Genomic DNA, 24,572 nt, shown 5'->3' on the forward strand with positions numbered 1-24,572 from the left:
TTATTGGTAAATAATGTCGAATGATCCATCTGTTATCATTATAGTACCGCCACCTTCGCTACTCAAAGAGCCTGAAAAAGTACCTTTATACCTGCCGTTAGAGTTTTCGGTTACATTTGAACTTTCTGTGTCATTTTCATAATAAGTTCCATCTGTTGTGTAATATATGCCCCAGATAATGTCTCCAGTAACCCCATATTCAGATTTCAGGATGATTATTTTTGATGCATCACTGCTCATTTTTGCTGTAACTATAACGTCAGAATACCCTTCATCTATATAATCCACTTTGTCTACACTAATAATATTGAATTTTTGTTCAACATTATTAAATTTTGCATTGATAAAATTCACATCTGATTTATCATCGTCAGACGAACAAGAATATATTCCGATTAAAGCAAAACATACTATTAATAAAATTTTATTTTTCATAAAAAATCCAGTTTAGTAACACAAATATACTATTTTCTTATGAATTATTTAACATACATCTCTTAAAAAAATGTTATTAGTGATCTAAATTAAAAATGCCATTGCTAACAGTAATGGTTTGACCATTATTTGGCTCTGTTAAAACGCCCGAAAATGTTCCTTTTAGCTTGTTTTGAGTACTTTCTGTAACTAATGTTGTAAAAGCACTATTGTTTTGAATATAGGTAAAACCGTTAATCGTAATGTTGAATCGCCAAATAGATTCTGCTCCCATTAAACCTTCTTCTGCAATGAATTCGATTGCGTTTAATTCGTTTTGAGTATTGTAGCCTAAGACTTTGATATCTGTCCATTCAAAACCTGTTTCTTCATTAGAATAAGGTTGTTTTGTAATTACAAGATTTTCAAATTTAACAACTTCACCGTCTATGGTTGCAGAAACAGTGTTTGATTCAACTGTTGATGGAATGTCATCATCATTATCTGAACAAGATGAAACAGTAAAAAGAAAAAGAATCGGAATGATAAGTAAAATATTTCTCATGTTTTGTTGGTTTTTATAAAATTACCAAAAAAGATGAGTTTACTAAATAATTTTCGATGAACTGTATAAATAGTCGCTGTTTGGTTTGTTGTTATGTAAGCATAGCATAGAGCAAAGTCCATGAAATTATTAATATCGGACCAACCAGTCCAATAAATATACCGCCAATTCTAAACTCTTTTTGTTCAATTAAACCGGTGCTATAGGCAATAGCATTTGGCGGAGTAGAAACCGGCAATAGTAAAGCACACGATGCACTTAATCCTATTACAAAAGGCAATACCATCGGATCAACACCTTCAGTAATACTCATTAGTGAAATAGCAACCGGAATTAAAATGGTTGTTGCAGCCGTGTTACTCATAAAGTTAGACAATGTGACTGTGGTTAATGAGAAAATGAATAATAACAAATAAAAATTTATATCAAAAGAACTTATTTTCGAAATAAAATAATCAGCTAAACCTTGTTCTTGAATTGCTAATCCTAAAGCAAGACCTCCGGCAACAAGCATTAATGTATCCCATGGAAGTGAACGAACATCGTCTGCATCAATTATGCCTAACATAGTTAATGCTACTATCGGAATGCCGGATACTGCCGCTACGGGTATTCCTGTCCATTGTGATGTTAACCAAAGCGATAATGTTATTATCAAAACAATTAAAACTATTCTTTTTCTAATTTTGTCTTCTTCGGTATATTCTTCGTCTTGAGCAATTTCTTGTTGTAGGAAGTCTAAGGAAAGTGTTTCTTTTTTAATTTTGTATTTTACTAATAAAATTTTCCAAAACATAAAAATTAAAAGAAAAGCTACCGGAACCCCAATAATCATCCATTCAATAAACGTAATTTTTATTCCAATACCTTCCAAAGCTCCCACAGCAATGGCATTTGGAGCAGAACCTATAATAGTTCCCATTCCTCCAATTGCAGCGGCGGTAGGAATTCCTAAAACCAACACTTTAGAAATATTAGAGTCTTTTCCTAATTGAGTAAATAGCGGCGTTACAGTTGCAATCATCATGGCTGTTGTTGCTGTGTTGCTCATCAACATAGAAATTATAGCAGTTGTCATCATTAAGCCCAGAATAATATATTGAGCTTGCGATCCAAATTTTGGAGCTGCTATTTTGAGTAAAAGAAAGTCTAATTTTGTTTTTTTCATTCCTTCTGCAAGAAAAAAACCACCGAGAAACAACCAAATAACACCGTCTGACCAAGTTTGAACATATCTTTTAGCATCCATTGTATTTTCTTGTCCCATCGTAAATACCAAAAAACCAACAATCAGAATTCCAACAGCAAAAGGCGGAATTGCCTCTGTGATCCATAATCCTATTGAGAAAAACAATAAAAAAAGAACATAATCTTGCGTTGGGGTAAAAAGCGGATCTCGCAATAGTAAGACCAAAAGAATAGAAGTGACAGCAGAAAAAAGAAACATAATCGTTCTGCTTTGTCGTGCAACTTTTAATTGAATTTTTGTAAGTTGCTTTAACGAATAATTTCTAGAATCGGCCATGGGATAAAAATTTAGAGTAAAAGTAAGAACATTATGGAATAACTGACGTGATGGATGTCATTTTATTTTAACTCTTCACGCAAACGTTTTCAAAGAATATTGCTTATTTTTGCTACTTAATTAGGATGATTTCTCTCCATCAAGTAGGAATTGATATGTATCGTATTTAAAATTTATTACAATGTCAGTTTTAGAAAAAATCAATTCAGAAGAATTAATTGCTTTAGAAGATCAGCACGGTGCTCATAATTATCATCCGTTACCGGTTGTCTTAAGCAAAGGAAAAGGGGTTTATGTTTGGGATGTTGATGGTAAAAAATATTACGACTTTCTTTCAGCCTATTCAGCGGTTAATCAAGGTCATTGTCATCCAAAAATTGTGAAAGCTTTGATGGAACAGGCTCAAACTTTAACCTTGACATCAAGAGCATTTTATAATGATAAGTTGGGTAAATATGAAAAGTTTATCACCGATTTATTTGGTTTTGATAAAGTTTTGCCTATGAATACAGGTGCAGAAGCCGTTGAAACCGCACTGAAGATTTGCCGTAAGTGGGCTTATGAAAAGAAAGGTGTCGATGAACATCAAGCCGTAATTGTAGTTTGTGAAAATAATTTTCACGGAAGAACAACAACCATTATTTCTTTTTCAAATGATGAAAATGCCAGAAAGAATTTTGGACCTTACACCGAAGGATTCATAAAAATACCATACGACAACTTAGATGCTCTAAAAAATGTTTTAGAGAATAATAAAAATATAGCCGGATTTTTAGTTGAACCAATTCAAGGAGAAGCAGGAGTTTATGTACCGGCCGATGGATATTTATCAGAAGCTAAGGCTTTATGTGCAAAACATAATGTATTGTTTATTGCTGATGAAGTGCAAACCGGTGTTGCAAGAACCGGAAAATTATTGGCCGTAGATCATGAAAATGTTCAGCCGGATATTCTGATTTTAGGTAAAGCAATTTCAGGTGGAGTTTATCCTGTTTCGGCAGTTTTGGCTAATAATCATGTGATGAATGTGATTAAACCAGGTCAACACGGCTCTACTTTTGGAGGAAATCCGTTAGCAGCGGCTGTAGCAACAGCGGCATTAGAAGTTGTGGAAGAAGAAAAATTAGCTCAAAATGCCGAGAAATTAGGGGAGCTTTTTAGAAGCGAACTAAACAACTATATTCAAAACAGTAATATTGTTAGTTTAGTAAGAGGAAAAGGACTTTTAAATGCTATTGTAATTAATGATTCTGAAGATAGTTCAACAGCTTGGGATATATGTATGAAATTGGCAGAAAACGGTCTTTTAGCAAAACCAACACACGGAAATATTATTCGCTTTGCACCGCCTTTAGTGATGACCGAAGAGCAATTGCTCGATTGTGTTTCGATAATTATTAAAACGCTTAAAGAGTTTGAAAGATAAAAAAAAGGGTGAAAATTTGATTTCACCCTTTTTTAATTTATTAAACTCCAAATATTTCTCTAATCTTTTCTTGCATTAATTCTTCATCTTGCAAATTTTCAAATCCAATAAGCATAAAAAACCAAATTATAAAAATTAAGAATAAAATATTGAGAATTAATCCAATATAATTAATCACTTTTCCTACCTTTAAACTAGAATAATTGCTGTACAAATCAGGATTTTCTTTGTATGATTTTGTATTTATATGAGCTAAAATTAAAGCTATTATGTTTAATAGTAGACCAAATATTCCATAACACCAACAAAATAGAATTGAAAAAATACCAAGTATAATTACAGGTAAGGCGAAGGATAATTTTTGTTTTTCCATAATGTAATGTTTAATTTGATTGTTGATTAATAATATAAAAGTTTATAAAAATAAGAAAATACCATTATAAATGCCGTGGTGATTCCTAAAAAGACAATTATTTTGTGATAGCTTCGTGATTTATCTATCAAACTGACACCGATAAATAAAAAAAATGGAATCATCGAATAGATGGCAGGATACATATAAAAGGCAGCCTCAAATTCACCTCTAATAAGCAAAACTAACGAACGTTGAATACCGCATCCGAAGCAATCGATACCAAATAATTTTTTTGATAAGCAGGGAAGCATGTAGTCTTCCATAGTTCCATAATTTTTAAGATTACAATTTTACAAAAAAAAGAGATTGGTTTTTCATTGTTCGGTTTTTAATTTTAATCTTTACCTTTGAAATCTAATTTTTATTTGATGAAAAAAATATTTTTTCTTATCGTTTTAATTGCTGCTTTCTTTGCTTTTTATACACCCAAAGAAAGTAGTAATTATTCTATCTATATCAAAGTTGCTGCCATTATAATTGTCATGATTGGAGTAATGAAGTTAATGCAAAAAGTGCCTAGTAGAAATCAAGAAAAAGAAGAGGATGAAATTTAACATTGGTGATAAAGTTGCTGCCTTAGATGAAGACATATCCGGTACTGTAGTTTCAATTAAAGATGATCAAATTGAAGTAGAAACTTCAGATGGATTCTTGATGACATATTTTGTCAACGAATTAATTAAAGAAAACAATTCCAACGAGTTAAATGGTTTTATTTCAAGAGAAAAAGTAAGTCACGCTATCAAAGAAAAAGTTGAGCCAATTAAACGAAATTTCACCAAAGAAAAGAAGTCTAAGAGAGATGAGTTTGTGTTGGAAGTAGATTTGCACATCGAAAAATTAGTTCCTTCCAAACGCGGAATGAACAACTATGACATTTTAAATCTTCAAATGGAAACGGCCAAAAGACAACTCGAATTTGCTCAAAAAAACCGGATGCCAAAAGTCGTTTTTATACACGGTGTTGGCGAAGGTGTTTTAAAAGCTGAACTCGATTTTTTGTTAGGCAGATACGACAACATCACTTTTCAAGATGCCAACTACCAAAAGTATGGTTTGGGGGCAACTGAGGTGTATTTTATTCAAAAGAAAATGATGTAGCTCTACAAAAGAATTACAAATTCTCCAAATTCGTAAACGTTACCAAAATTAAAATTAACTTGAATAGGCAAAACGGGAAATGATTTTGTCATCGTAACATTTTTCAATGCAATTTTATGTCTGTGACCAATTATCGGACTAAGGTTGTCGGTCGGAATTTCATATTCAATAGTGGTCGTGACTTCAATGATCCCACTTTCACCTGCAACTCCATTGTTCGAAATAAACTCTTCAATTGCACTCGGAAAAATTGGAGGTTCAGTTAAACATAAAAACTCATTACTGATAATTCCATTGTAATAAATAAGTTTAAGTAAGTTTGAACTTCCATTGAGCAAAGCAGTTCTGGGTTCATTTACTGGCGTAACTTCTGGTACAAATAAACTTGGGTCAATGCTTAACGTCAATGCTTGAGGTGGAATATTTGCAGGAGTTGATGTGCCTATTGTAGGAATTTTAAATAAAAACGAATTATTATTACCGCATTTAGCGATATTCACATTAAAATTTCCTTGTCGCAAAGAAGAGGTAACATAATCCCCAAAAGCTAATTCGGTAAACAATTGTTGATTTCCGTTTCCGGTATCAAAGTTTACATTCCGTAACACAATTGTATGAGTATATCCTGTAATTTCTGAAGCATTGGTTGTTTCATTAACTTGTTTGTTTACAAAAGTTGAAATTTCAATTATCCCGGAAAGTGCATTCCATTCATTGGAAACTGTAGGTGTTGCCGGCGGAATAGTGTTGCAAATTACATTTGCACTCAATGTACCATTGTATAATCGATAAAATACTTTGTTGATGCTGTTAATATCAATTGTTCTTGGTGTTTCGGCTGGAGTAATTTCATTTTTAAAACTATCTTCAGGAATTTGAAGAATCAAGGCTTCATTATCATTAATTTTATAAATAAAAAAGCCAGATTCACCATTATTACAAGAATTGGTGGCAGCATCAGCAAAATCAAAAGATTCTATATTAAAATCGCCATCATCACAGGCATTTAAACAAAACAAAAGCACAAATATTCCAACTATTTTTTTCATATCAACTTTAAAATAATAAACAAAAATAGGATTTTTAATTTCACTAAAAAGCAATTGAGTTTAATTAGTATGATTTTAACCATAATTCTTATCTTTGATAACTTCATAAAATGTATCAAAATGAAAAAATCGATTGCCGTTTTTTGCCTAATGTTTGTTGGATTTGCTCACAGTCAACAATTAAAATCGCCTGATAATCAATTAGAAATGATTTTCGAACTGAGCAAATCAGGAAAACCATCTTATCAATTAAAATACAAAAATAAAAGTGTAGTTCAATCCAGCAGTTTGGGATTGATGCTTAAAAATAATGAAGATTTAATAGATGGTTTTGAAGTAATTAATTCTAAAACCACTTCATTTTCAGATAAATGGAAACCTGTTTTAGGTGAGGAAAAAGAAATTATCGATCTACACAATCAATTGGTTGTAGAACTTTTGCAAAAAGCAACTGGCAGAAAAATGAATTTAGTTTTTCGTTTATTTAATGAAGGATTGGCTTTTAGATATGAAATTCCTACCCAAGAAAAGTTGAATTATTTTGTAATTTCAGATGAAACAACACAGTTTTTATTAACCGGAGATCACAAAGCTTTTTGGATTCCGGGTGATTATGATAGCCAAGAATATAGTTATAATGAAACAAAATTATCGCAAATTGATGTTGATAAATTAGAAATGAATAACGGTATCGGGATGAAAGGTCCAATGACAAAATCCAGAATTCAATCACCGGTAATGATGAAATCTTCTGATGGATTATACCTTAATATTTTTGAAGCAGCTGTGGTCAATTATCCAGTTATGCATTTGGATGTGAATACAAAATCATTTTTAATGCAATCGCATTTGGTTCCTAATGCTATTGGCGATAAAGCCTATTTACAAGCTCCGGCAAATACACCATGGCGAACAATTATGGTGAGTGATGATGCTAGAACAATTCTGGCATCGAAAATGGTTCTAAACTTAAATGAACCATCCAAAATTGAAGATACTTCTTGGATTAAACCAATGAAATATGTTGGAATTTGGTGGGAAATGCACGTCGGCAAAGCCACTTGGGATTATGCCGGTTCACAAAATGCACAAATGGCTCAAGATGCCGAATTAAAACCAACCGGAAAACACGGAGCGACCACCGAAAACACAAAAAAATACATTGACTTTGCGGCAAAGCACGGTTTTGATGGCGTTTTGGTAGAAGGGTGGAATGTAGGTTGGGAAGACTGGTTTGGCAATTGGAAAGAAAATGTGTTCGATTTTGTCACTTCATATCCCGATTTTAATGTGGAAGAAGTCCAAAAATATGCGGAATCCAAAGGAGTAAAAATGATTATGCATCATGAAACATCGGGTTCTGTTTCAAATTATGAAAGAAGAATGGATCGAGCTTATTCATTTATGAAAAAACATAATTATGATGCTGTAAAAAGTGGTTATGTTGGAAAAATCATCCCAAGAGGTGAGTGGCATGACGGACAAGCGATGGTGAATCACTTTAATTATGCTGTAGAAAGAGCGGCTGAATATAAAATTATGGTCAATTCACACGAATCGTCACGTCCAACCGGTTACCACAGAACGTATCCAAACTACATCGCAGCAGAAGCAGCTCGCGGGAACGAATTCAATGCGTGGAGTGTTGGAAATCCACCTGCTCATGAAACGATTTTACCGTTTACACGTTTTCTTGGTGGTCCGATGGATTATACGCCGGGAATTTTTGAAATTAAAATGAGTCATTACGATGCTACCAAAAAGGAGCAAGTGCACACCACGTTAGCAAAACAGTTGGCTTTGTATGTAACGATTTACAGTCCGTTGCAAATGGCAGCCGATTTACCGGAAAATTACGAACGTTATCCGGATGCTTTTCAATTCATCAAAGATGTGGAAGTAGATTGGGATAAAACGGAAATTTTGGAAGCCGAACCCGGCGATTTTGTTACCATTGCCCGAAAAACAAAAGGAAAAGAATCATGGTTTTTAGGGGCAATTACTGATGAAAATCCGAGAAGCAGTGAAATTTCGCTGAGCTTTCTAACTCCCGGAAAAAAATACAAAGCCACAATTTACCAAGACGGAAAAGATGCTCATTGGGAAAAAAATCCGAAATCCTATTCGATCAAAACCATCGAAGTAACTGCTAAAACCAAATTAAAATTGAATTTAGCAGCCGGTGGTGGAACAGCGATTAGTTTCTTTCCTTTATAAAGGTAATGGGGAAAAGGTGATAGGTAAATAGGAAAAAATCCGTTCTAATCTATTATAGCGAAGCTATCAAAATCCGCATAAATCAGCGTTTAGCGTAGCTAATCCGTTAAATCCGTGTTCCATTTACACAATTACAGAAAAAAATGAACAAAATATTCCTCGATAACGCCTCAACAACCTCCATCCGTCCCGAAGTAATTCAGGAAATGACCAATGTGATGCAAACTGAATTCGGAAACCCATCTTCCACGCACAGTTTTGGTCGTGGTGCAAAAGTGATTTTGGAATCGGCCCGAAAAAGTATTGCTAAACAATTGAATTGTTCTGCTCAAGAAATAATCTTCACTTCTTCAGGAACCGAAGCGAACAACTGGATTTTGCGAAATGCAGTTACAAAAATAGGTGTTCGACGAATTATTTCAACCAAAATTGAGCATCATGCAGTTTTGTATCCCATTTTAGAACTACAAAAAGAATTTGGAATTGAAGTTGAATTTTTAACGATCATGTCTAACGGACAAATCGATTATTTGCAATTAGCCACTTTGTTGGAAGATCCAAAACCTACGTTAGTAAGTTTAATGCACGTGAACAATGAAACCGGAGTGGTGTTAGATTTGAATCGGGTAGGCGAGTTGTGCAAACCCGCAAATGCCTATTTTCATTCGGATACAGTACAATCCATCGGTAAAACAGAAATTGATTTGCAGGAAATTCAAGTTGATTTTTTAGTGGCGAGTGCTCATAAATTTCATGGTCCAAAAGGAATTGGTTTTGCTTACGTAAAGAAAAACACAATCATTTCACCCATGATTTTTGGTGGAGAACAAGAAAAAGGCCTTCGTGCCGGAACAGAAGCCGTTCATCAAATTGCCGGAATGGCCAAGGCTTTAGAAATAGCTTATCAAAATTTGGATAGTGAAAGAAATGCTATTTTTGAGTTAAAAAAATATACCATTGAAAAATTATTGAATGAGTTTCATATGGTCAAGTTCAATGGCGGTTTGGAGACGTTTTATTCAATTCTTAATATCCAATTGCCATTTTCACCCGAAAAAACAGCGATGATTTTGTTTGAATTGGATATGAAAGGAATTGCTGCTTCGCGAGGAAGTGCTTGCCAATCGGGAAGTATCAAACCCTCGCATGTGTTGGCCGAAATTTTATCGGAAGATGAACTCAAAAAGCCAAGTCTTCGCATTTCATTCAATCATCAAAATACCAGAGAAGAAATCGATTATTTTATTTCGTGTTTGGCAGCGATGTAAATCAGAATGATTATTTTTGCCCAACAACACAACCATCATGTATAAACTACTTATTCGACCAATTTTATTTTGTTTCGATCCGGAACAAGTGCACCATTTTACGTTTTCACTGATTCGGTTTTTGAATAAAATTCCCGGTTTTGGAAAACTTTTTCAATCGATTTATGAAGTTAAAAATCCGAAATTAGAACGAGAAGTTTTTGGTTTGAAATTCAAAAATCCGGTTGGTTTAGCAGCTGGTTTTGATAAAGATGCCAAATTATACCAAGAATTATCTAATTTTGGTTTTGGTTTTATTGAAATTGGAACCTTGACACCAAAACCACAAGAAGGAAATCCTAAAAAGCGTTTGTTTCGATTAAAAGAAGATTCGGCCATCATTAATCGAATGGGTTTCAATAATGGCGGTGTTTTGGAAGCGGTTGAACGATTGAAAAAAAACAACGGGGTTTTAATTGGTGGAAATATTGGTAAAAATAAAAATACACCTAACGAAGAAGCTACCTCCGATTACGAAATTTGTTTTGAAGCTTTATTTCCGCACGTGGATTATTTTGTAGTGAATGTAAGTTCACCCAACACACCCAATTTACGAGCGTTGCAAGACAAAGAACCGCTGACAAACTTGTTGCAAACCCTTCAAAATTTGAATTTACAAAAGCCAAATCAAAAACCGATTTTACTCAAAATTGCACCCGATTTAACGAACGAACAATTATTGGATATTATCGATATCATCAATGAAACTAAAATTGCAGGTGTAATTGCCACGAATACGACACTTTCACGTGAAGGATTACAGTCCGAAAATAAAACAGAAATGGGCGGACTCAGCGGAAAGCCATTAACCAACCGTTCCACTGAAGTGATTCGTTTTTTGAGTGAAAAAAGCAATAAATCCTTCCCAATTATTGGCGTTGGTGGAATTCACTCTGCTGATGATGCTATTGAAAAGTTAAATGCCGGAGCAAGTTTAGTGCAACTTTATACGGGTTTTATTTATGAAGGACCGGGGTTGATTAAGGAGATTAATAAACGGATTTTAAATAATTAAAGTTGTCTGTTTTCAGTTGTCTGTTGACCGTAAATCCTAACTGAAAACTGCGACTGCAAACTGCAAACTATGTTTACTACTTTCCTCCTCGCATCCATCGCTCTAACACTTTCTCCAGGACCGGATATTATCTATGTCTTGACGCAGAGTATTTCCCACGGAAAAAAGTTCGGAATTGCCACAGCTGCCGGTTTAGTCACAGGTATTTTGGTGCATACAACCTTAATTGCTTTAGGAGTTTCGGCAATCATCAAACAATCTGAACTAATTTTTACAGGAATTAAAATTTTAGGAGCTTGTTATTTACTTTGGATAGCGTTTCAAGTATACAAAGCACCGGCTTCCATTGATTTGAATGGAGATAGTAAACCTAAGAAATCTTTTCTTTCATTATTCAAACAAGGTTTTATAATGAATGTACTTAACCCGAAAGTGACTTTATTTTTCTTAGCTTTTTTTCCTGGTTTTATAGATGAAAAACTAGGCAATGTAACACAGCAAATCTATCTACTTGGCTTTTTATTTATGCTACAGGCTTTTGTGATTTTTTCTTTGGTAAGTATTTTAGCGGATAAGCTTACTGTTTTTATTAGAAACAATAATCACTTTGCTATGTTTTTAAAATGGTTTCAAATTGCAGTTTTCATAGTAATTGCAGTGTTGATTTTAATTTAAAGAAAAAATCCTTTTCCAAAATAAATCAGAAAAGGAAATTTCACAAACAAATAACAGACTATTAGATAGCCTTTTTTACTACATCAAGCCATTTTTCAGCTAATTGATTATCTCTAAAATGTGTGATTTGAATTGGTTTTTCATATTCAAAATCATAAAACTTAAAAGGAACTCTGGTTTTGTCAGACTTTTTTTCCAGAACAACTTCAACTTTTGTAACCAATTCTTTTTTCGTTGCCGTTTGTGATTGTTCAACTTTTCTGTGAATTTCACAATGACCAATTTCTTTTAAATCGGCAAAAGTCACAACTTCCGGTTTGGCATTCAAATCAATTAAGACTAGCTTTTTGTTTTGTTCGTCAAAGGCAACAATTTTATTGTTTATGGTGTCTCGAACATTGAAAGCTTTTGCGTTTCCTTGACTATATTGTTTTAAAATGTTTTCAATTTTTGATTTATTAATGTGTTGATTTCTCAACAAAAAAGCGATGGGTAAAATAGTAATCAATACTAATCCCAACCCAATTAATGTGGTGGATGTTTCCATTTTTTTTGATTTTTTAAATTATTGAATGATAAAAAAGTGAGCTAAACAAATAATGTAAAGCAGCTCAAATTAAACTGATAAAACAGTTTTAATTACCAAAAAAAATGATGGGGAAACAAGAGTTTCGAAACTTTCTCACAACGATTGTGGTCTTGTCTCGATAAAAAGGTAGTGAATTTTGAAAGGAAAAACGTTTTACTTTCCTCAAGAACAAAAGGTAAAAACGATAGTAAAAAAGTAGAACTATCTTTAACAACGTTTTGAAACTGATGTTCTGCAATGGTTTGCTTCGTGCCAACAACTTTAACCGTTTCAATTGAACGAACCGATTGTGTTACTGAAGTATTGCTTTCTACAAAAAATGTACTGTCTTTTGCACCCCAAACAAAGAGCATCAAAAGACTGGCTAACGCAATACTATTTTTAAACCATTTCACGAGACAAATGTATAACTAAGTTATATATCATTTGTTATTTTTTCCATAAAAAAAAACCATCCTGATATAGAATGGTTTTATAAGTCAAATTTTTGAAATTATTCCTGAGATAAATTTCGCAATTGTTTCAATTTATCTTTCCATGTTTTCAATTCATCTTTGTGTTTTTCGATGTTTTTGAAAACTTCTTTCACAAGCGGATTATCTTTTTTGGCATGCGTGAAAAACTGAATATTATTTTCCAACTGAAAAATTTCAGATTGAACTTCTTCAATTTTACGAATAATAAAAATCTTTTCACCTTCCAGTTTTCTGCTGTCATCCGAACCTGCTAATTGTTCTAATTTGTTAGAAAAACGCATCATATCGCTATCTTTCTTGCTCAAACTCAATTTTTCGAACAACGCATCCAGAATTTTATTGAACTTTCCTTCAATATGTCTTCTAGAAAACGGAACTTTTCCAAACGATTTCCATTGCTCAATGTGAGCTTTAATGGCATCTAAATCGGTTTTGTGATCACCAACCAATTCAAAATCTTTCATCGAATCCAAATACGCTTTTTTCTTGTCAAACGCTTCAATTTCTTCCGAATTTGCGTCGTTTCTTGTCGCTTTCATTCGGTCAAAATACTGATTACAAGCATCTTTAAAATCTTTCCAAACTTTATCAGAATATTTTCTCGGAACGTGACCAATTTGTTTCCATTCTTCCTGAATTTGTTTCATGAGTGGAGTAGTGGCAGCAAAATCTTCGCTAGCACTCATGGCTTTTGCTTTTTCAACCAAAGCCAATTTTTTATTCAAATTATCGCTTTGTTCCTTTTTAATGTCTTTGTAAAATGAATTTTTATGCGAATTAAAATTGCGAACAGCCGTTTTAAATTCTGCCCAAGTTTCCTCATTTATTTCACTCGGAACTCTACCGGCAGAAAAGAAAGAATTGCGTAACGCTTCCACTTTTTCAATATAACCTTGCCATTGCGAGTGAGCGGTTACTTCCACTTTTGCTAATTCTTCAATTTCAGCAATAATGGCTTTTTTTCGCTCTAAATTAGCAACTTCTTTTTCTCTTTGATTCGCAAATAAACCTTCACGTTTATCGTGCATTTGCTTCGTTAAAGCACTAAATTGATTCCAAATTTCTTCACGGTGTTCTCTGTCAACCGGTCCGATTTCTTCTTTCCAAATGCGGTGCAAATCTTGCAATTCGCGGAAAGCTTTGGTTACATCTTCTTCATTAACCAACTCTTCAACACGTGCAATAATTTTTTGCTTTAGTTCTAAATTATGTTTAAAATCTAAATCTCTCGCTTCACGGTCCAAATGCAAATAATCATAAAAATTTTCTACATGAAAATGATAATTATTCCAAACATGGTTATACTTATCTCTCGGAATCGGACCAATATTTCGCCATTCTTCACGCAATTCATTAAAGTGTTTCAATGTATCTTTAATGTTTTCTTGCGGATTAATGAGGTTTTTAATCTCTTCAACAATTGCTAATCGTCTGTTCAAATTAGCTTGTAAATTGTTTTGCAAACTTTTAAAATGAGCATTTTGCTTTCCTTTAATCAGTTTGTATAACGAATCAAATTTTGGTTTCAAAGGCAAATGATACTCAAACTCTTCCGTTGTATCCGGATTTTCAGCTATGAATTCATCTCTTTTTTCATCAATAAAATGAGTGTATTTCGATAAAAATTCTTTTTTAATTTCCTCCACATGTTCCTTAATCGACATGACTTTTTCAACCGTAGAAAGCTTTTCAAGTTCATCAACCAACGCTTCCATCGACATTGAGTGATAATCCAATAGCGGAATATCATGACGGTCTTTCAACGTTTCATCTTCACTTTCTTCCGCATTCGTATCATCAATAGCATTTAACGCTTTTTGATGTTCACTTTCCGTTTCCGGACTATCATCAGCCAATTCTTCGGCAGAAATTTCTACTACAGCTTCTTCCTCAATTGGAGCTGTGTTTTCAGTTTCAACTTCATCCGAAACCGCATCAACAGTCTCTTCTACTTCGTTTTTTAAAACGTTTTCTTGATTTCCATCTGTCTCATTCTCAATCGGCGACAGGTTATCATTCTTTTCTTCTAACATCGAACAAATGTTTAAGGTTCATATAATAAAGGCGAAAGATAATAAAGAGTAAGCAAAATTCAAAGAAATCAGACTTTTAAAGTTGTTTTTAGTTTTTTAAGGAGCGAATGGCTCGGGCATTTTCAGCCAACCATGTTCCCGCTTTCCGTTCCAATATCTTTGGCAAAGTTAAAAACTTTGCCAAAGATGATTTCCACTTCAATCGGGGCTAATCAGTTATCCGTTTTCGGTCGTCGGTTTTCAGACAACCGACAGCCGACAACGATCACTTATTCCAAATCTTCCAACCCTTTTCCGCCTGCAAAACCAACATTTCATAACCATTTTTAGTCACGGCATTTTTGGCTTTCGCACGTTTTAGGAATTCGGTTTCTTCAGGATTGTAAATCAAGTCAAAAGCAATATGTTCTTCCGTAAAAAAGTCATACGGAATCGGTGGAAATTCCTCCAAATTCGGATGCGTTCCAAGCGGAGTACAATTTATAATGAGCTGATAATTATCAAACGTAGTAGCATTAATGTATTTATAATCTAACGCATCTTCTTTTTTGCTTCTTGAAACAAACGTGTACAAAATGCCAAGTTCTTCAAGAGCAAAAGCAACCGCTTTCGATGCTCCACCCGTACCCAAAATCAATGCTTTTTGATGATGTGGTTGCAACAAAGGTTCCAGTGATTTTTTAAAACCAAAATAATCGGTGTTGTAACCTTTTAACTTGCCGTTTTTTGCAATTTTAATACAGTTAACCGCTCCAATTTTTGTTGCTTTTTTATTCAGTTTATCTAAAAAGGGAATAATTTTTTCTTTATACGGAATGGTTACATTCAATCCAATTAAATTTGCATTTTCCCGAATCAATTTTGGAAATTGAGCAATGGTTTGCAAGTCAAAATTTTCATAAGAACAATCTGTAAATTCTTCTTTTTCAAATTTATCTGTAAAATATTTTTTTGAAAAAGAGTAACTTATGTTCTTTCCAATTAAACCAAATCGTCTATTTTTTTCGTGTTCGTGCTCCATACCATTCTAATCCTAAAACAAGTACTATTCCAATAATTATATAAAAAACAGCCCAATAAGTATCGGCTGACATTTCGGGTAAATAACGTTTGTAAGTTGCCACAATATGATTTCCGTTTCTATCAACAAGAAGATTTCCATTTTGTGTGGCATAAATTTTATGTTTCCAAGGCCAAACTACACCTAGCGAACCAATAATAAAACCTAAAATAGACGCATAAGTTACTTTCTTAAAATGTTTAATCAAATAACTTAGTAAGTTAGAGAACGTGACTAAACCAGTCAATGACCCAAGCGTAAAAGCTACCAAAACTTTTAGTAAATGAATCCGTGACGGATCATCAATAAAACTAAAATCGCCCACAAAAATATCGGCTATAGTATCATATAATGAATTGACAGAATCAACTAAAAGTAACACATAATTTCCCATCAACATCATAATAAATGATCCGGAAAGACCAGGTAAAGTCATTCCCGAAACGCTAATAATTCCACACAGAAATACAAAAAGTAAGTTAGAGTTTTCAGTAGCAGGATCAAAAAAACTAATACCAATTCCTAGTAGAGCACCAACAATCAAAGCCGTTCGAGCCGTTTTTGTCCAAGCTCCTTCAAAATCTTTATTGATATAATAAATTGAGCCAATTATCATCCCAAAAAAACATGCCCAAACTTGAATTTCATAGCGGGTAAGCAAAAAATCCAATATTTTGGAAATACTAAAAAAACTGATGATGATACCCAGAATCAATAATGACAAAAATGGTCCGTTGATGTAACGATAAAAACTTTTGAATCTTCCTGCGATTAAAAACCTGAAAGCGGTTTTGTTTACTCGTTTAAAGGAATAAATGAATTCTTCATAAAAACCTGCCACAAAAGCAACAACACCACCGGAAACACCTGGGATTTTATTAGCCAATCCCATTGCAATCCCTTTTAGGACAAGAAAAATTTTATCGGAAAAGGAACGTTGAACTTGCATTTATTTAGAGAATTTTACGGCTACTTTTTCAAGAATAAATATAGTCAAAAATCCGAAAACCATCAAAACAATTGCAATAAGGAGTTGGTTGTCTCCTTCAAAATGTTGTGGTAAAATACTTTTTTCTAAAAACGGGACTTCAACTCCGTGCGAATCAATTCGTGTGGAAAGCACTTTTTTCCACGGCCAAACTTTGTTTAAGGAACCTAACATAAATCCGGTTAGTAAGGCTAAAGTTAAATTTCTATGATTGTCAAACATCCAATGCAACACTTTTGAAAAGAGTTTTAGTCCTAAAAGTGCTCCAATTGCAAACGTACCTAATTTTAAAATGGCTTGACCCAATAGTTGCCAATTCATAGCTAAAATAGCTTCTCTAAATTGATTGATTGTTCCAATTACAACGGCATAGGAACCCATTAATAATAATATAAATGCACCGGAAACGCCCGGCAAAATCATCGCAATAATAGCTATAAATCCAGAAAGAAAAAGATAGGGATAACTATCCGGAGAGGCAATAGGTTCTGCGATTGTGATGTAGTAGGACAAAATTGTGCCCACAAGAAAAGTTATAATTATCGGAATAGAAATTTTTGTAATTTGTTTACCTACAAAAACAATGCTGGCAATTACTAATCCAAAGAAAAAAGACCAAACCAAAATGGGTTGCGTAGCAAGTAAATGTGTTATTATTTTTGAAAAAGTTAAAATACTAATCGCAATTCCGGTTACCAGAGCGAGTAAAAAACTTCCATTAATTTGTTGCCAAGCGATTTTGAATCCGTTTTTTTTCCATGAAGAGAAAAAAGAAAAATCAACTTTGTTGATGGTGTCAATCAATTCTTGATAAATGCCTGAAATAAAAGCAATTGTTCCGCCGGAAACTCCCGGAACTACATCGGCAGCTCCCATCGCCAAACCTTTGAGCGTTATTAAAAAATAATCGGGGAAAAGTTTTCTCATAAAAAAATGCGTTCCGCTATTGAAACGGAACGCAAATTAGGGAAAATTTTTATAATTATATTCTAAATTATGCTAAGATTTCAAATGTTTTGTAATTGCATTTTGAACTATTTTTTTATCCCAAACCACGGGAAAAAGTTCTTCTAACAAAGTTCTGTTATTGGCATTTAAACGCAGGCCGTTTGTAAGGTGGAATTTTCCTTTGTCGTTTTGTTGTAACATATAATACATTCCGGCCAAACGGTATTCTACTTGATAATCGTCCGGGAAAAATTCGGATGCTTGCAATAAAGTCTGAATAGCACTGTCAAATTCGCCTAAAAACTGAAGAATATCAACCCAAAATAACCACGTATCTAATTGAGCATCGCCAAATTCTACTGCTTTTCGGTAGCCAAATTCAGCTTCTTCATAAAAGTTCATGTGGCGATTGATTGTGGCATATCGTTTCCAATACAATTGATTTTCGTTATCAATAGCTAACGCTTTATTTACATAATACAAAGCTTTTTGAAAACTTTTCATTCGAATGTAAAAGTCGGTAATCGCTATCCAACCTTTATCCAACAACGGATCTTCGTGAACAGTTTGGTTGTAGAATTTAATGGCTTCGGCTTTATTACCTAACTTTTCGTGACATTTTCCAATTCGCAGCAATGCGTAAGATGTTGGATCTTCTAATTCTATGGTACGTTCGTAGGCTTCAATTGCTTCTTCAAAACGTTTTAGTTTTTCAAGCGATTTACCTTTTTCCATGAAAGCACCAATAAATTCATCGTCAATTAGGGTCGCATAATCAAAACAACGCAATGCATTTTCGTAGTTTTTGATGCTGTAACTCAATCTTCCTTGTTGGTGCCAAGCGATTTCGCTGTATGGATTTTTTTCGATATAACTTTCTAAATAGGCAATAGCGTCTTTTTGTTGGTCAAGAAATTCAAAACAATATACGACGTTATACAAAGCTGCTTGGTCTTCGATATCTACTTCTAAACATCGGATAAAATTGAATTTGGCCAATTCTAAATTGTCCATAAAGAGATATTCCATTCCCATTAAATTATACACATCGGCATAATCATCGGTAAATTGTAATGCTTTTTCTAATTCTTCAATTGCTTTTTCGTGTTGGTCACGTTTAGAATAAATGTTAGCTTTTTGAATGTAAATCTCTTCATTGTGGGGTTCAATGGCATACAACTCGTTGAGCATTTTTTCTGCTACTTCAAGTTTGTCATCATAAATCAACATTTCAATTTGAACCAGTTTTAAACCGGTTGATCTTGGGTGTTGTTCGAGAGCTAATTTCAAGGCTTTTTTGGCCAGAGATGCTTTGCCCATATCAAGATAGTGAAGAATAATTTCTTCAAATTCCTCGGAATCGAAAAAGAAAACTTTATTGGTTTTCAACATCGATTCAAATCTCGATAAGGATACGTTGTAATCGTCTTCTTCGTGACTTAAATGCATACTCGATTGTTTTAAAATTATCCTTCTCTAAATTAGGAAAGGAATGCTCTGATTCTATTTTTTTGTTGAATTGTTGTAAACAATTTAATTAACAGCTTTTTTTAGAGTAATTAGCGACTAGTAATTAGTAATTAGTGTTGAAGCAAACAACAATTTAATTAAAAATAAAAACTTTTACATTTTTCTACTTACTTCCTCTAGGGCTTCCAACAAAATGCTACAACCTTCTCTAATTTCCTCTTCAGAAATAGTTAATGGAGGTGTAATTCGGATTGCTCTTCCTTCAAAAAGCAACCAAAAAAGAATTAATCCTTTGTCTTGGCATTTAAAAATTACTTCGTTAGTAATTTCCGGTGTTTCCACCATTGCGGCCAACATTAATCCTTTTCCTCTTATATCTTTTATCAAAGGATGTACCAAAAGTTGTCTAAAAAGCTTTTCTTTTTCTAAAGTTTGTGCCATTAGGTCGGTTTCAGTGACTTCCCGAAGGGTTGCCAGACAGGCTGCGGCTATGACAGGATGTCCGCCAAAAGTGGTAATATGGCCTAATTTTGGGTCGTGACTCAATAAATCCATGTATTTGGCTTTGGCAGTAAAAGCACCAACCGGCATTCCGCCACCCATTCCTTTTCCCATAATAACTACGTCGGGAACAACATTATAGTTTTCGAAACCAAACATTTTTCCGGTTCTTCCGAAGCCGGGTTGAATTTCGTCTATGATTAATAAAGCACCTACTTCGTCACATCGTTGTTTGATTTTAGTCAAAAAACCATTTTCCGGCTGAATAAAACCTGCACCACCTTGAATACTTTCTAAAATTACTCCTGCGGTTTTGGTTGTTATTTTTTGAATGTCTTCTAAATTGTTAAACGTAATAAAATCGACATCCGGAATAAGCGGACGAAAGATTTGTTTGCGTTCTTCAAAGCCCATCACACTCATTGATCCCATCGTGTTGCCATGATATGCATTGAAACAGGAAATGAGTTGACTTCTTCCGGTTACTCTTCGGGCGAGTTTTAATGCACCTTCGGTGGCTTCGGTTCCGGAATTAACTAAATAGGTTTTGTTGAGTGGTTCAGGCATGTTTTGTGCCAATAATTTGCAAAATTCAACGGCTGGATGTTGAGCATATTCGCCATACACCATGACGTGTGAATATTTGTCTAATTGATCTTTAATGGCTTGGTTTACTCTCGGGTGCTGGTGACCCAAACTACAAGCAGAAACACCCGCTACAAAATCTAAATATTTTTTGTTGTTGGTGTCATAAATGTAACTTCCTCTGGCATGCGAAACTTCCATCGCAAGCGGATAGGGTGAGGTTTGAGCTTGATATTTAAGGAAATCTTCTTTCATGAATGGTAATGGGTGATAGGTATTGGGTGATGGAATAGTTTTTCAACTCGCAACTCGCAACTTTTTAACCCGCAACGTTCTAACTATCTCTTTTCTTTTCCGCTTCTTGTTCTTCCAACGTTTCTTTTCGAACTTCCATGGGGAGATTTTCTTTTTCGTCTTCCGCTTTTTTCTCCTCGATCATTTTTTGTTCATATTCATTTTCTTCAGGAGGAAAAATATCGTCTTTTGTTTTTATTCGTTCATCGCCACGCCAAATGAATCCTTTTAGTTTTCTGGCATTTTCGGGGAGTTCTGCTTCGGGATAAATTTCTCCTTCAATTTGTTTTATAAATGTAATGGTTTCAATTTGATTTTCATCAAGTATCATATTGATACTACTACTTTTGCTTTTGTTGATGCCAATGAGCTCTTGCAAATCATTTCGCATGTAATAAATCACTTCGGTATTTTTTATCACATCTACTTCATATAATTTATTATCTCTGAATTTGCCATAGAGATTTAAACCTTTCACTTGATTATAGCCGGTGCCAATGGTATCTTTTGAAGCGATAAATGTATTGTTTAGAACCTTCAAGGAATCGAGCTTTTCTGTTTCTTTATTGGAAATTAAGTGCATGATATCACCCGTCATTTGGTTGTCAAAATTCCACATGACTGGATTTTTTATTAATTTAGTAATACCAGTTTTTTCGTCGGAATGAAGCGAATCACATTTTCCACTCATGTCGATTTTAAAAAAACGAACATTATTAAAAGCTCTTACGACACGATTTTCGGGTTTTCCGGTTACGATTAATTTTTTTCCGTGAATGTATAATGTATCTTTTTCCACCAAAGTCATCGCAACAGCTCTTTTGGTCATCATTAATGAGTCTTTAAGTTTATAAACTTCCCCATAATGACCTTTTACAATACTATTGTTGATGGAATCGGTGACTTTTACATTTCGGGTGGCTGAGGCAAATTCGCGATTTCGATCATAATACAAACTATCTCCTTCAATCAATCTATTGTTGTATTTGATGTAGGAGTTTTTTACAAAATGAGAAAAGTTTTTCTTCGTATCATAAAAACCTTTTTCGGTGTAAATATAATTTGCTTCGCTAGTAATGGTTGATGGACCAAAAAGATAGGCGTGACCTACATTTTCATAGTAGTCCAAATGATTGGTTTTGATTACATATTTTGGATTAGTAATGGTTACAGCGTTTCGAAACTGATACATTTTTCGCTGAATTACATAAGTTCCAGCTTGGCTAACCAACGTATTTTCTTTATCTGTAATTGTTCCGCCGGTTTTGTAAAAAGCTTGTTGAGAATTACGGTCAAAATTCAGAACTTCTGTTTTTAAAGTAGAGCTTGGCGAACTCATAATCACATTTCCGGAAGCGTAGGCTTGTTTGTTTTCTCCATTATATTCGGCATATGTACTGGTCATTGTGATGGTATCGCCTTGAATCATTCGTACATCGCCAAACGCTTTGATATAATTTTCTTTTTTAAATAAATAGGCTTTGTTGCAGAACATAACCGCTCCGTCATGACTAACTCGAACATTTCCGGTTAGTAAAACAGCATCGGGGTATAAATCTTCATCTACATCAAAAAATTCGGAGTATTCCACAAAGATTTCTTTGCTTTTTTGTCCCCAACTTTGTTGAAAGCTCATCAAACAGAAAACGATAAAAAGAATAGTTCTCAAAAGTATATTTTTGCCAAAATTACTAAAAATGAGGTAAGGACAAGATGTGTTAAGAATTATTTAGGTAGAAAATGCCATTTTTACCATTTATAAACCTTGCTTTATCTTTAAAAAAAGTTATTTTTGAAGGAAGAACCAACTTATACAACTATGCTTAGTTTGCTTTTTATCTATTTTTTGGGAAAATCGTTTTATTCACTTGCAGAAAAGCATAAGCAAAACGAATGGCTTTATGCAATTCTTGGCGTTTTATCCTATTATGTGGCAACTTTTCTATTTGCATTTATTCTGATTGGATTAGAATTGCTTTTTTCTTTAGGGATTGAAGAATATTCAGATAAAGCTTTTGGTTTTATCACGATTCCGTTTGGATTATTGGGTTGTTGGGGATTTTATAAACTTTTAGAACACAAATGGAAGAACATGATTCAAGTAGAAATTGAAACCATTGATGAAATAGGCAAAAACCAAAACGAAGAATAACCTCACTTAATTTTTATGAAGCTTTTCAAATTATCTATATTGTATTTTATTTTGTTTATTTCTTGTTCGTCTAAAACGGATTCAGGAGAAAAAATTGCAACTCTTTTTGATTTTCCAAAAGATATAAGCGAAGTTTCAGGCATAACATTCCATAATAATTTGATTTGGAGTATTCAAGATAGTGGCAACTCGAATGAGATTTATGGTTTTGATGAAACCGGAAAAGTAGTAGAACAAATTGAAGTTCAAAATGCAGAGAATATTGACAGGGAAGCAATCACTTCAGACAAGCAAGGAAATCTTTACATAGGTGATTTTGGTAATAATGACAACGATAGAAAAGATTTAGTCATTTACAAATTAGCATCTTCAGACTACAGCGAAGTTTCAGAAAAAATCACTTTTTACTATCCTGAACAAACTGATTTTCCGGCTAAGAAAAAAGAAAAATTATATGATTGTGAAGCCTTTTTTCTCTATCAAAATGCATTTTATTTATTTACCAAAAACCGAAGCAAAGGTTTTGATGGAACGACATTAATTTATAAAATTCCGGCTGTCGCAGGAAATCATCCGGCACAATTTATTGGTAAGTTTAAAACCTGTTCTAATTATAATTCTTGTGTAATTACCGGAGCAGCTATTAGTCCAAATGAAAAGCAAATTGCATTATTAGGACATGATCGTGTTTGGTTGATTGAAAATTTTAAAGGTGATGATTTTCTTTCGGGAACTACTATTTCTGAGTTAGAATTGAATCATTACAGCCAAAAAGAAGGCATTTGTTTTAAAGACAATGAAACACTTTTTATAGCCGATGAGCGAAGCAAAAAAATAGGAGGGAAGCTGTATGAAGTTTCTCTTTCAACCTTAAAAAGTTCCAACTAATCCCAATTGATTGTGCCCCATTCTCAAATTCCAGGAAATTTTATTTTTTCTTTCTTCGGGATTGAGTTTATATTTATTGTCTCTTTTTAGATAAGAATCCACACATTCCACAATGGCCACACTCATCACTGTACTTAAAAATACATCGGAAGCCCAGTGTGCTCCTTGCCAAATTCTGGATACAGGGGACACCATTCCTAAAGCATAAAAGCCTCCTTTTATCCAAGGACTACTAAATTGTTTAGATAATGCATAACAAGTGGTGACTGATAATGCCGTGTGTCCCGAAGGGAAAGAACTAAAAGCCGGAGTGCCGTTAAAAGGATCAAAATAATCGTGTCCTAGTCCAGTGCTGGGTCTTGCACGTCCGGCAACTGTTTTCATAACTTGTTGCAGTAACCCGCTCACACTGGCAGATGTTATCATAAGGACACCGGTGTAGCGAATTTTTTCATTATTTGAGAGTAAACCAACCAAATAAACACTTCCTGTTAAACCATAATTTACCAATGGTTTTCCAAATCTAAAACCAAATTCACTCACAGAATGTGGAATGTCTTTATCTTGTCTTCTAAAAAAATTACTTATTTCTTCATCTGAAAGATATAAAATTCCGGTTCCAACCAACGTTCCGCCAAAATAAGCAAAGTCTTTTTTGTCCCATCGCGTGGGTTGTGCAAACGTGTAAAGAAATCCGTTTGCACCATTTCGAGCATCATATTTTAGTTTTTGCCAAATGGTCTCTTTTACAATTGTATCATTTTTAATTTCGCTAAAAACAAGTGTGTCGCGTTGAATGGATAAGGTATCCGTTTGGGCATAAATAAAATGTTGACAGGCAAAAAATACAATAAAAAGTTTGATGAATTTATCCATAAA

25 protein-coding genes are annotated in these 24,572 nt (G+C 33.8%); 9 read left to right on the forward strand and 16 right to left on the reverse strand.

Annotated elements, in window-relative coordinates; translation table 11 throughout:
* The 3 genes from M0M57_RS11485 to M0M57_RS11495 all read right to left on the reverse strand — a co-directional run bounded on the left by M0M57_RS11485 (window position 1) and on the right by M0M57_RS11495 (window position 2,504).
* Entirely contained in the window at window positions 1–435 is a 435-nt protein-coding gene (locus M0M57_RS11485; protein ID WP_248433167.1) for a hypothetical protein, read from the reverse strand.
* 76 nt (window positions 436–511) lie between these two features.
* Complete coding sequence (locus tag M0M57_RS11490) at window positions 512–979, reverse strand: hypothetical protein (RefSeq protein WP_248433168.1); 468 nt, start codon at window positions 977–979, stop codon at window positions 512–514.
* A 91-nt stretch (window positions 980–1,070) separates the two neighbouring features.
* Window positions 1,071–2,504 (reverse strand): SLC13 family permease, encoded by a 1,434-nt coding sequence (locus M0M57_RS11495; protein ID WP_248433169.1) that lies wholly within the window; start codon window positions 2,502–2,504, stop codon window positions 1,071–1,073.
* 181 nt (window positions 2,505–2,685) lie between these two features.
* Here M0M57_RS11495 and rocD point away from each other — a divergent pair, with 181 nt between their 5' ends.
* Window positions 2,686–3,930 (forward strand): ornithine--oxo-acid transaminase, encoded by a 1,245-nt coding sequence (gene rocD / locus M0M57_RS11500; protein WP_248433170.1) that lies wholly within the window; start codon window positions 2,686–2,688, stop codon window positions 3,928–3,930.
* 40 nt (window positions 3,931–3,970) lie between these two features.
* On the opposite strand, the gene M0M57_RS11505 is transcribed toward rocD, so the two are convergent.
* Both M0M57_RS11505 and M0M57_RS11510 read right to left on the reverse strand, forming a co-directional pair.
* The gene (locus tag M0M57_RS11505; RefSeq protein WP_248433171.1) at window positions 3,971–4,303 is read right to left on the reverse strand and encodes a CCC motif membrane protein; all 333 of its coding nucleotides are present in this window, start codon (window positions 4,301–4,303) and stop codon (window positions 3,971–3,973) included.
* A gap of 26 nt (window positions 4,304–4,329) precedes the next feature.
* On the reverse strand, window positions 4,330–4,608 hold the full coding sequence (locus M0M57_RS11510; protein ID WP_248433172.1) for a DUF2752 domain-containing protein: 279 nt from the start codon (window positions 4,606–4,608) through the stop codon (window positions 4,330–4,332).
* 105 nt (window positions 4,609–4,713) lie between these two features.
* On the opposite strand from M0M57_RS11510, the gene M0M57_RS11515 reads away from it, so the two are divergent.
* Window positions 4,714–4,899, forward strand: a complete 186-nt coding sequence (locus M0M57_RS11515; RefSeq protein WP_248433173.1) for a hypothetical protein — start codon at window positions 4,714–4,716, stop codon at window positions 4,897–4,899.
* Window positions 4,889–5,446 carry a Smr/MutS family protein gene (locus M0M57_RS11520; RefSeq protein ID WP_248433174.1) on the forward strand — a complete coding sequence of 186 codons (558 nt, stop codon included), beginning with the start codon at window positions 4,889–4,891 and terminating at the stop codon, window positions 5,444–5,446. The genes M0M57_RS11515 and M0M57_RS11520 overlap by 11 nt, the downstream gene beginning before the upstream one ends.
* Before the next feature lie 2 nt (window positions 5,447–5,448).
* Here the strand turns inward: M0M57_RS11520 and M0M57_RS11525 are convergent, their stop codons facing one another.
* On the reverse strand, window positions 5,449–6,495 hold the full coding sequence (locus M0M57_RS11525) for a hypothetical protein (RefSeq protein ID WP_248433175.1): 1,047 nt from the start codon (window positions 6,493–6,495) through the stop codon (window positions 5,449–5,451).
* Between the two features lie 120 nt (window positions 6,496–6,615).
* On the opposite strand from M0M57_RS11525, the gene M0M57_RS11530 reads away from it, so the two are divergent.
* From M0M57_RS11530 to M0M57_RS11545, 4 genes are all read left to right on the forward strand, one after another.
* On the forward strand, window positions 6,616–8,712 hold the full coding sequence (locus M0M57_RS11530) for a glycoside hydrolase family 97 protein (protein ID WP_248433176.1): 2,097 nt from the start codon (window positions 6,616–6,618) through the stop codon (window positions 8,710–8,712).
* A 143-nt stretch (window positions 8,713–8,855) separates the two neighbouring features.
* On the forward strand, window positions 8,856–9,980 hold the full coding sequence (locus M0M57_RS11535) for a cysteine desulfurase family protein (protein ID WP_248433177.1): 1,125 nt from the start codon (window positions 8,856–8,858) through the stop codon (window positions 9,978–9,980).
* A 37-nt stretch (window positions 9,981–10,017) separates the two neighbouring features.
* Window positions 10,018–11,034 carry a quinone-dependent dihydroorotate dehydrogenase gene (locus M0M57_RS11540; RefSeq protein WP_248433178.1) on the forward strand — a complete coding sequence of 339 codons (1,017 nt, stop codon included), beginning with the start codon at window positions 10,018–10,020 and terminating at the stop codon, window positions 11,032–11,034.
* 69 nt (window positions 11,035–11,103) lie between these two features.
* A complete protein-coding gene (locus M0M57_RS11545) occupies window positions 11,104–11,709 on the forward strand; it encodes a LysE family translocator (RefSeq protein WP_248433179.1) in 606 nt (201 codons plus the stop codon).
* 61 nt (window positions 11,710–11,770) lie between these two features.
* Here M0M57_RS11545 and M0M57_RS11550 read toward each other — a convergent pair whose 3' ends face one another.
* From M0M57_RS11550 to M0M57_RS11590, 9 genes are all read right to left on the reverse strand, one after another.
* Window positions 11,771–12,256 carry a hypothetical protein gene (locus tag M0M57_RS11550; RefSeq protein WP_248433180.1) on the reverse strand — a complete coding sequence of 162 codons (486 nt, stop codon included), beginning with the start codon at window positions 12,254–12,256 and terminating at the stop codon, window positions 11,771–11,773.
* A 92-nt stretch (window positions 12,257–12,348) separates the two neighbouring features.
* The gene (locus tag M0M57_RS11555; RefSeq protein ID WP_248433181.1) at window positions 12,349–12,693 is read right to left on the reverse strand and encodes a hypothetical protein; all 345 of its coding nucleotides are present in this window, start codon (window positions 12,691–12,693) and stop codon (window positions 12,349–12,351) included.
* Between the two features lie 98 nt (window positions 12,694–12,791).
* Entirely contained in the window at window positions 12,792–14,807 is a 2,016-nt protein-coding gene (locus M0M57_RS11560) for a DUF349 domain-containing protein (RefSeq protein ID WP_248433182.1), read from the reverse strand.
* A 265-nt stretch (window positions 14,808–15,072) separates the two neighbouring features.
* Window positions 15,073–15,828: a shikimate dehydrogenase family protein gene (locus M0M57_RS11565; RefSeq protein WP_248433183.1), complete on the reverse strand. Its 756-nt coding sequence runs from the start codon at window positions 15,826–15,828 to the stop codon at window positions 15,073–15,075.
* A complete protein-coding gene (locus M0M57_RS11570) occupies window positions 15,803–16,816 on the reverse strand; it encodes a DUF368 domain-containing protein (RefSeq protein ID WP_248433184.1) in 1,014 nt (337 codons plus the stop codon). Before M0M57_RS11570 ends, M0M57_RS11565 begins: the two co-directional genes overlap by 26 nt.
* Window positions 16,817–17,782 (reverse strand): DUF368 domain-containing protein, encoded by a 966-nt coding sequence (locus tag M0M57_RS11575; RefSeq protein ID WP_248433185.1) that lies wholly within the window; start codon window positions 17,780–17,782, stop codon window positions 16,817–16,819.
* A gap of 72 nt (window positions 17,783–17,854) precedes the next feature.
* A complete protein-coding gene (locus M0M57_RS11580) occupies window positions 17,855–19,252 on the reverse strand; it encodes a tetratricopeptide repeat protein (protein ID WP_248433186.1) in 1,398 nt (465 codons plus the stop codon).
* 174 nt (window positions 19,253–19,426) lie between these two features.
* A complete protein-coding gene (locus M0M57_RS11585) occupies window positions 19,427–20,614 on the reverse strand; it encodes an aspartate aminotransferase family protein (RefSeq protein ID WP_248433187.1) in 1,188 nt (395 codons plus the stop codon).
* Between the two features lie 79 nt (window positions 20,615–20,693).
* Window positions 20,694–22,289, reverse strand: coding sequence for an OstA-like protein (locus M0M57_RS11590; protein WP_248436753.1), 1,596 nt, complete (start codon window positions 22,287–22,289; stop codon window positions 20,694–20,696).
* A 156-nt stretch (window positions 22,290–22,445) separates the two neighbouring features.
* On the opposite strand from M0M57_RS11590, the gene M0M57_RS11595 reads away from it, so the two are divergent.
* Together M0M57_RS11595 and M0M57_RS11600 are read left to right on the forward strand one after the other, a co-directional pair.
* The gene (locus M0M57_RS11595) at window positions 22,446–22,805 is read left to right on the forward strand and encodes a hypothetical protein (RefSeq protein ID WP_248433188.1); all 360 of its coding nucleotides are present in this window, start codon (window positions 22,446–22,448) and stop codon (window positions 22,803–22,805) included.
* Window positions 22,806–22,820: 15 nt separating this feature from the next.
* On the forward strand, window positions 22,821–23,693 hold the full coding sequence (locus tag M0M57_RS11600; RefSeq protein WP_248433189.1) for a hypothetical protein: 873 nt from the start codon (window positions 22,821–22,823) through the stop codon (window positions 23,691–23,693).
* Here M0M57_RS11600 and M0M57_RS11605 read toward each other — a convergent pair.
* A complete protein-coding gene (locus M0M57_RS11605; protein WP_248433190.1) occupies window positions 23,676–24,569 on the reverse strand; it encodes a phosphatase PAP2 family protein in 894 nt (297 codons plus the stop codon). The two genes, M0M57_RS11600 and M0M57_RS11605, sit on opposite strands and share 18 nt — an antisense overlap.
* Between the last annotated feature and the right edge of the window lie 3 nt (window positions 24,570–24,572).

Origin of the sequence: Flavobacterium azooxidireducens (assembly GCF_023195775.1) — a bacterium.
In the GTDB taxonomy this organism is placed as follows: Bacteria; Bacteroidota; Bacteroidia; order Flavobacteriales; family Flavobacteriaceae; genus Flavobacterium; species Flavobacterium azooxidireducens.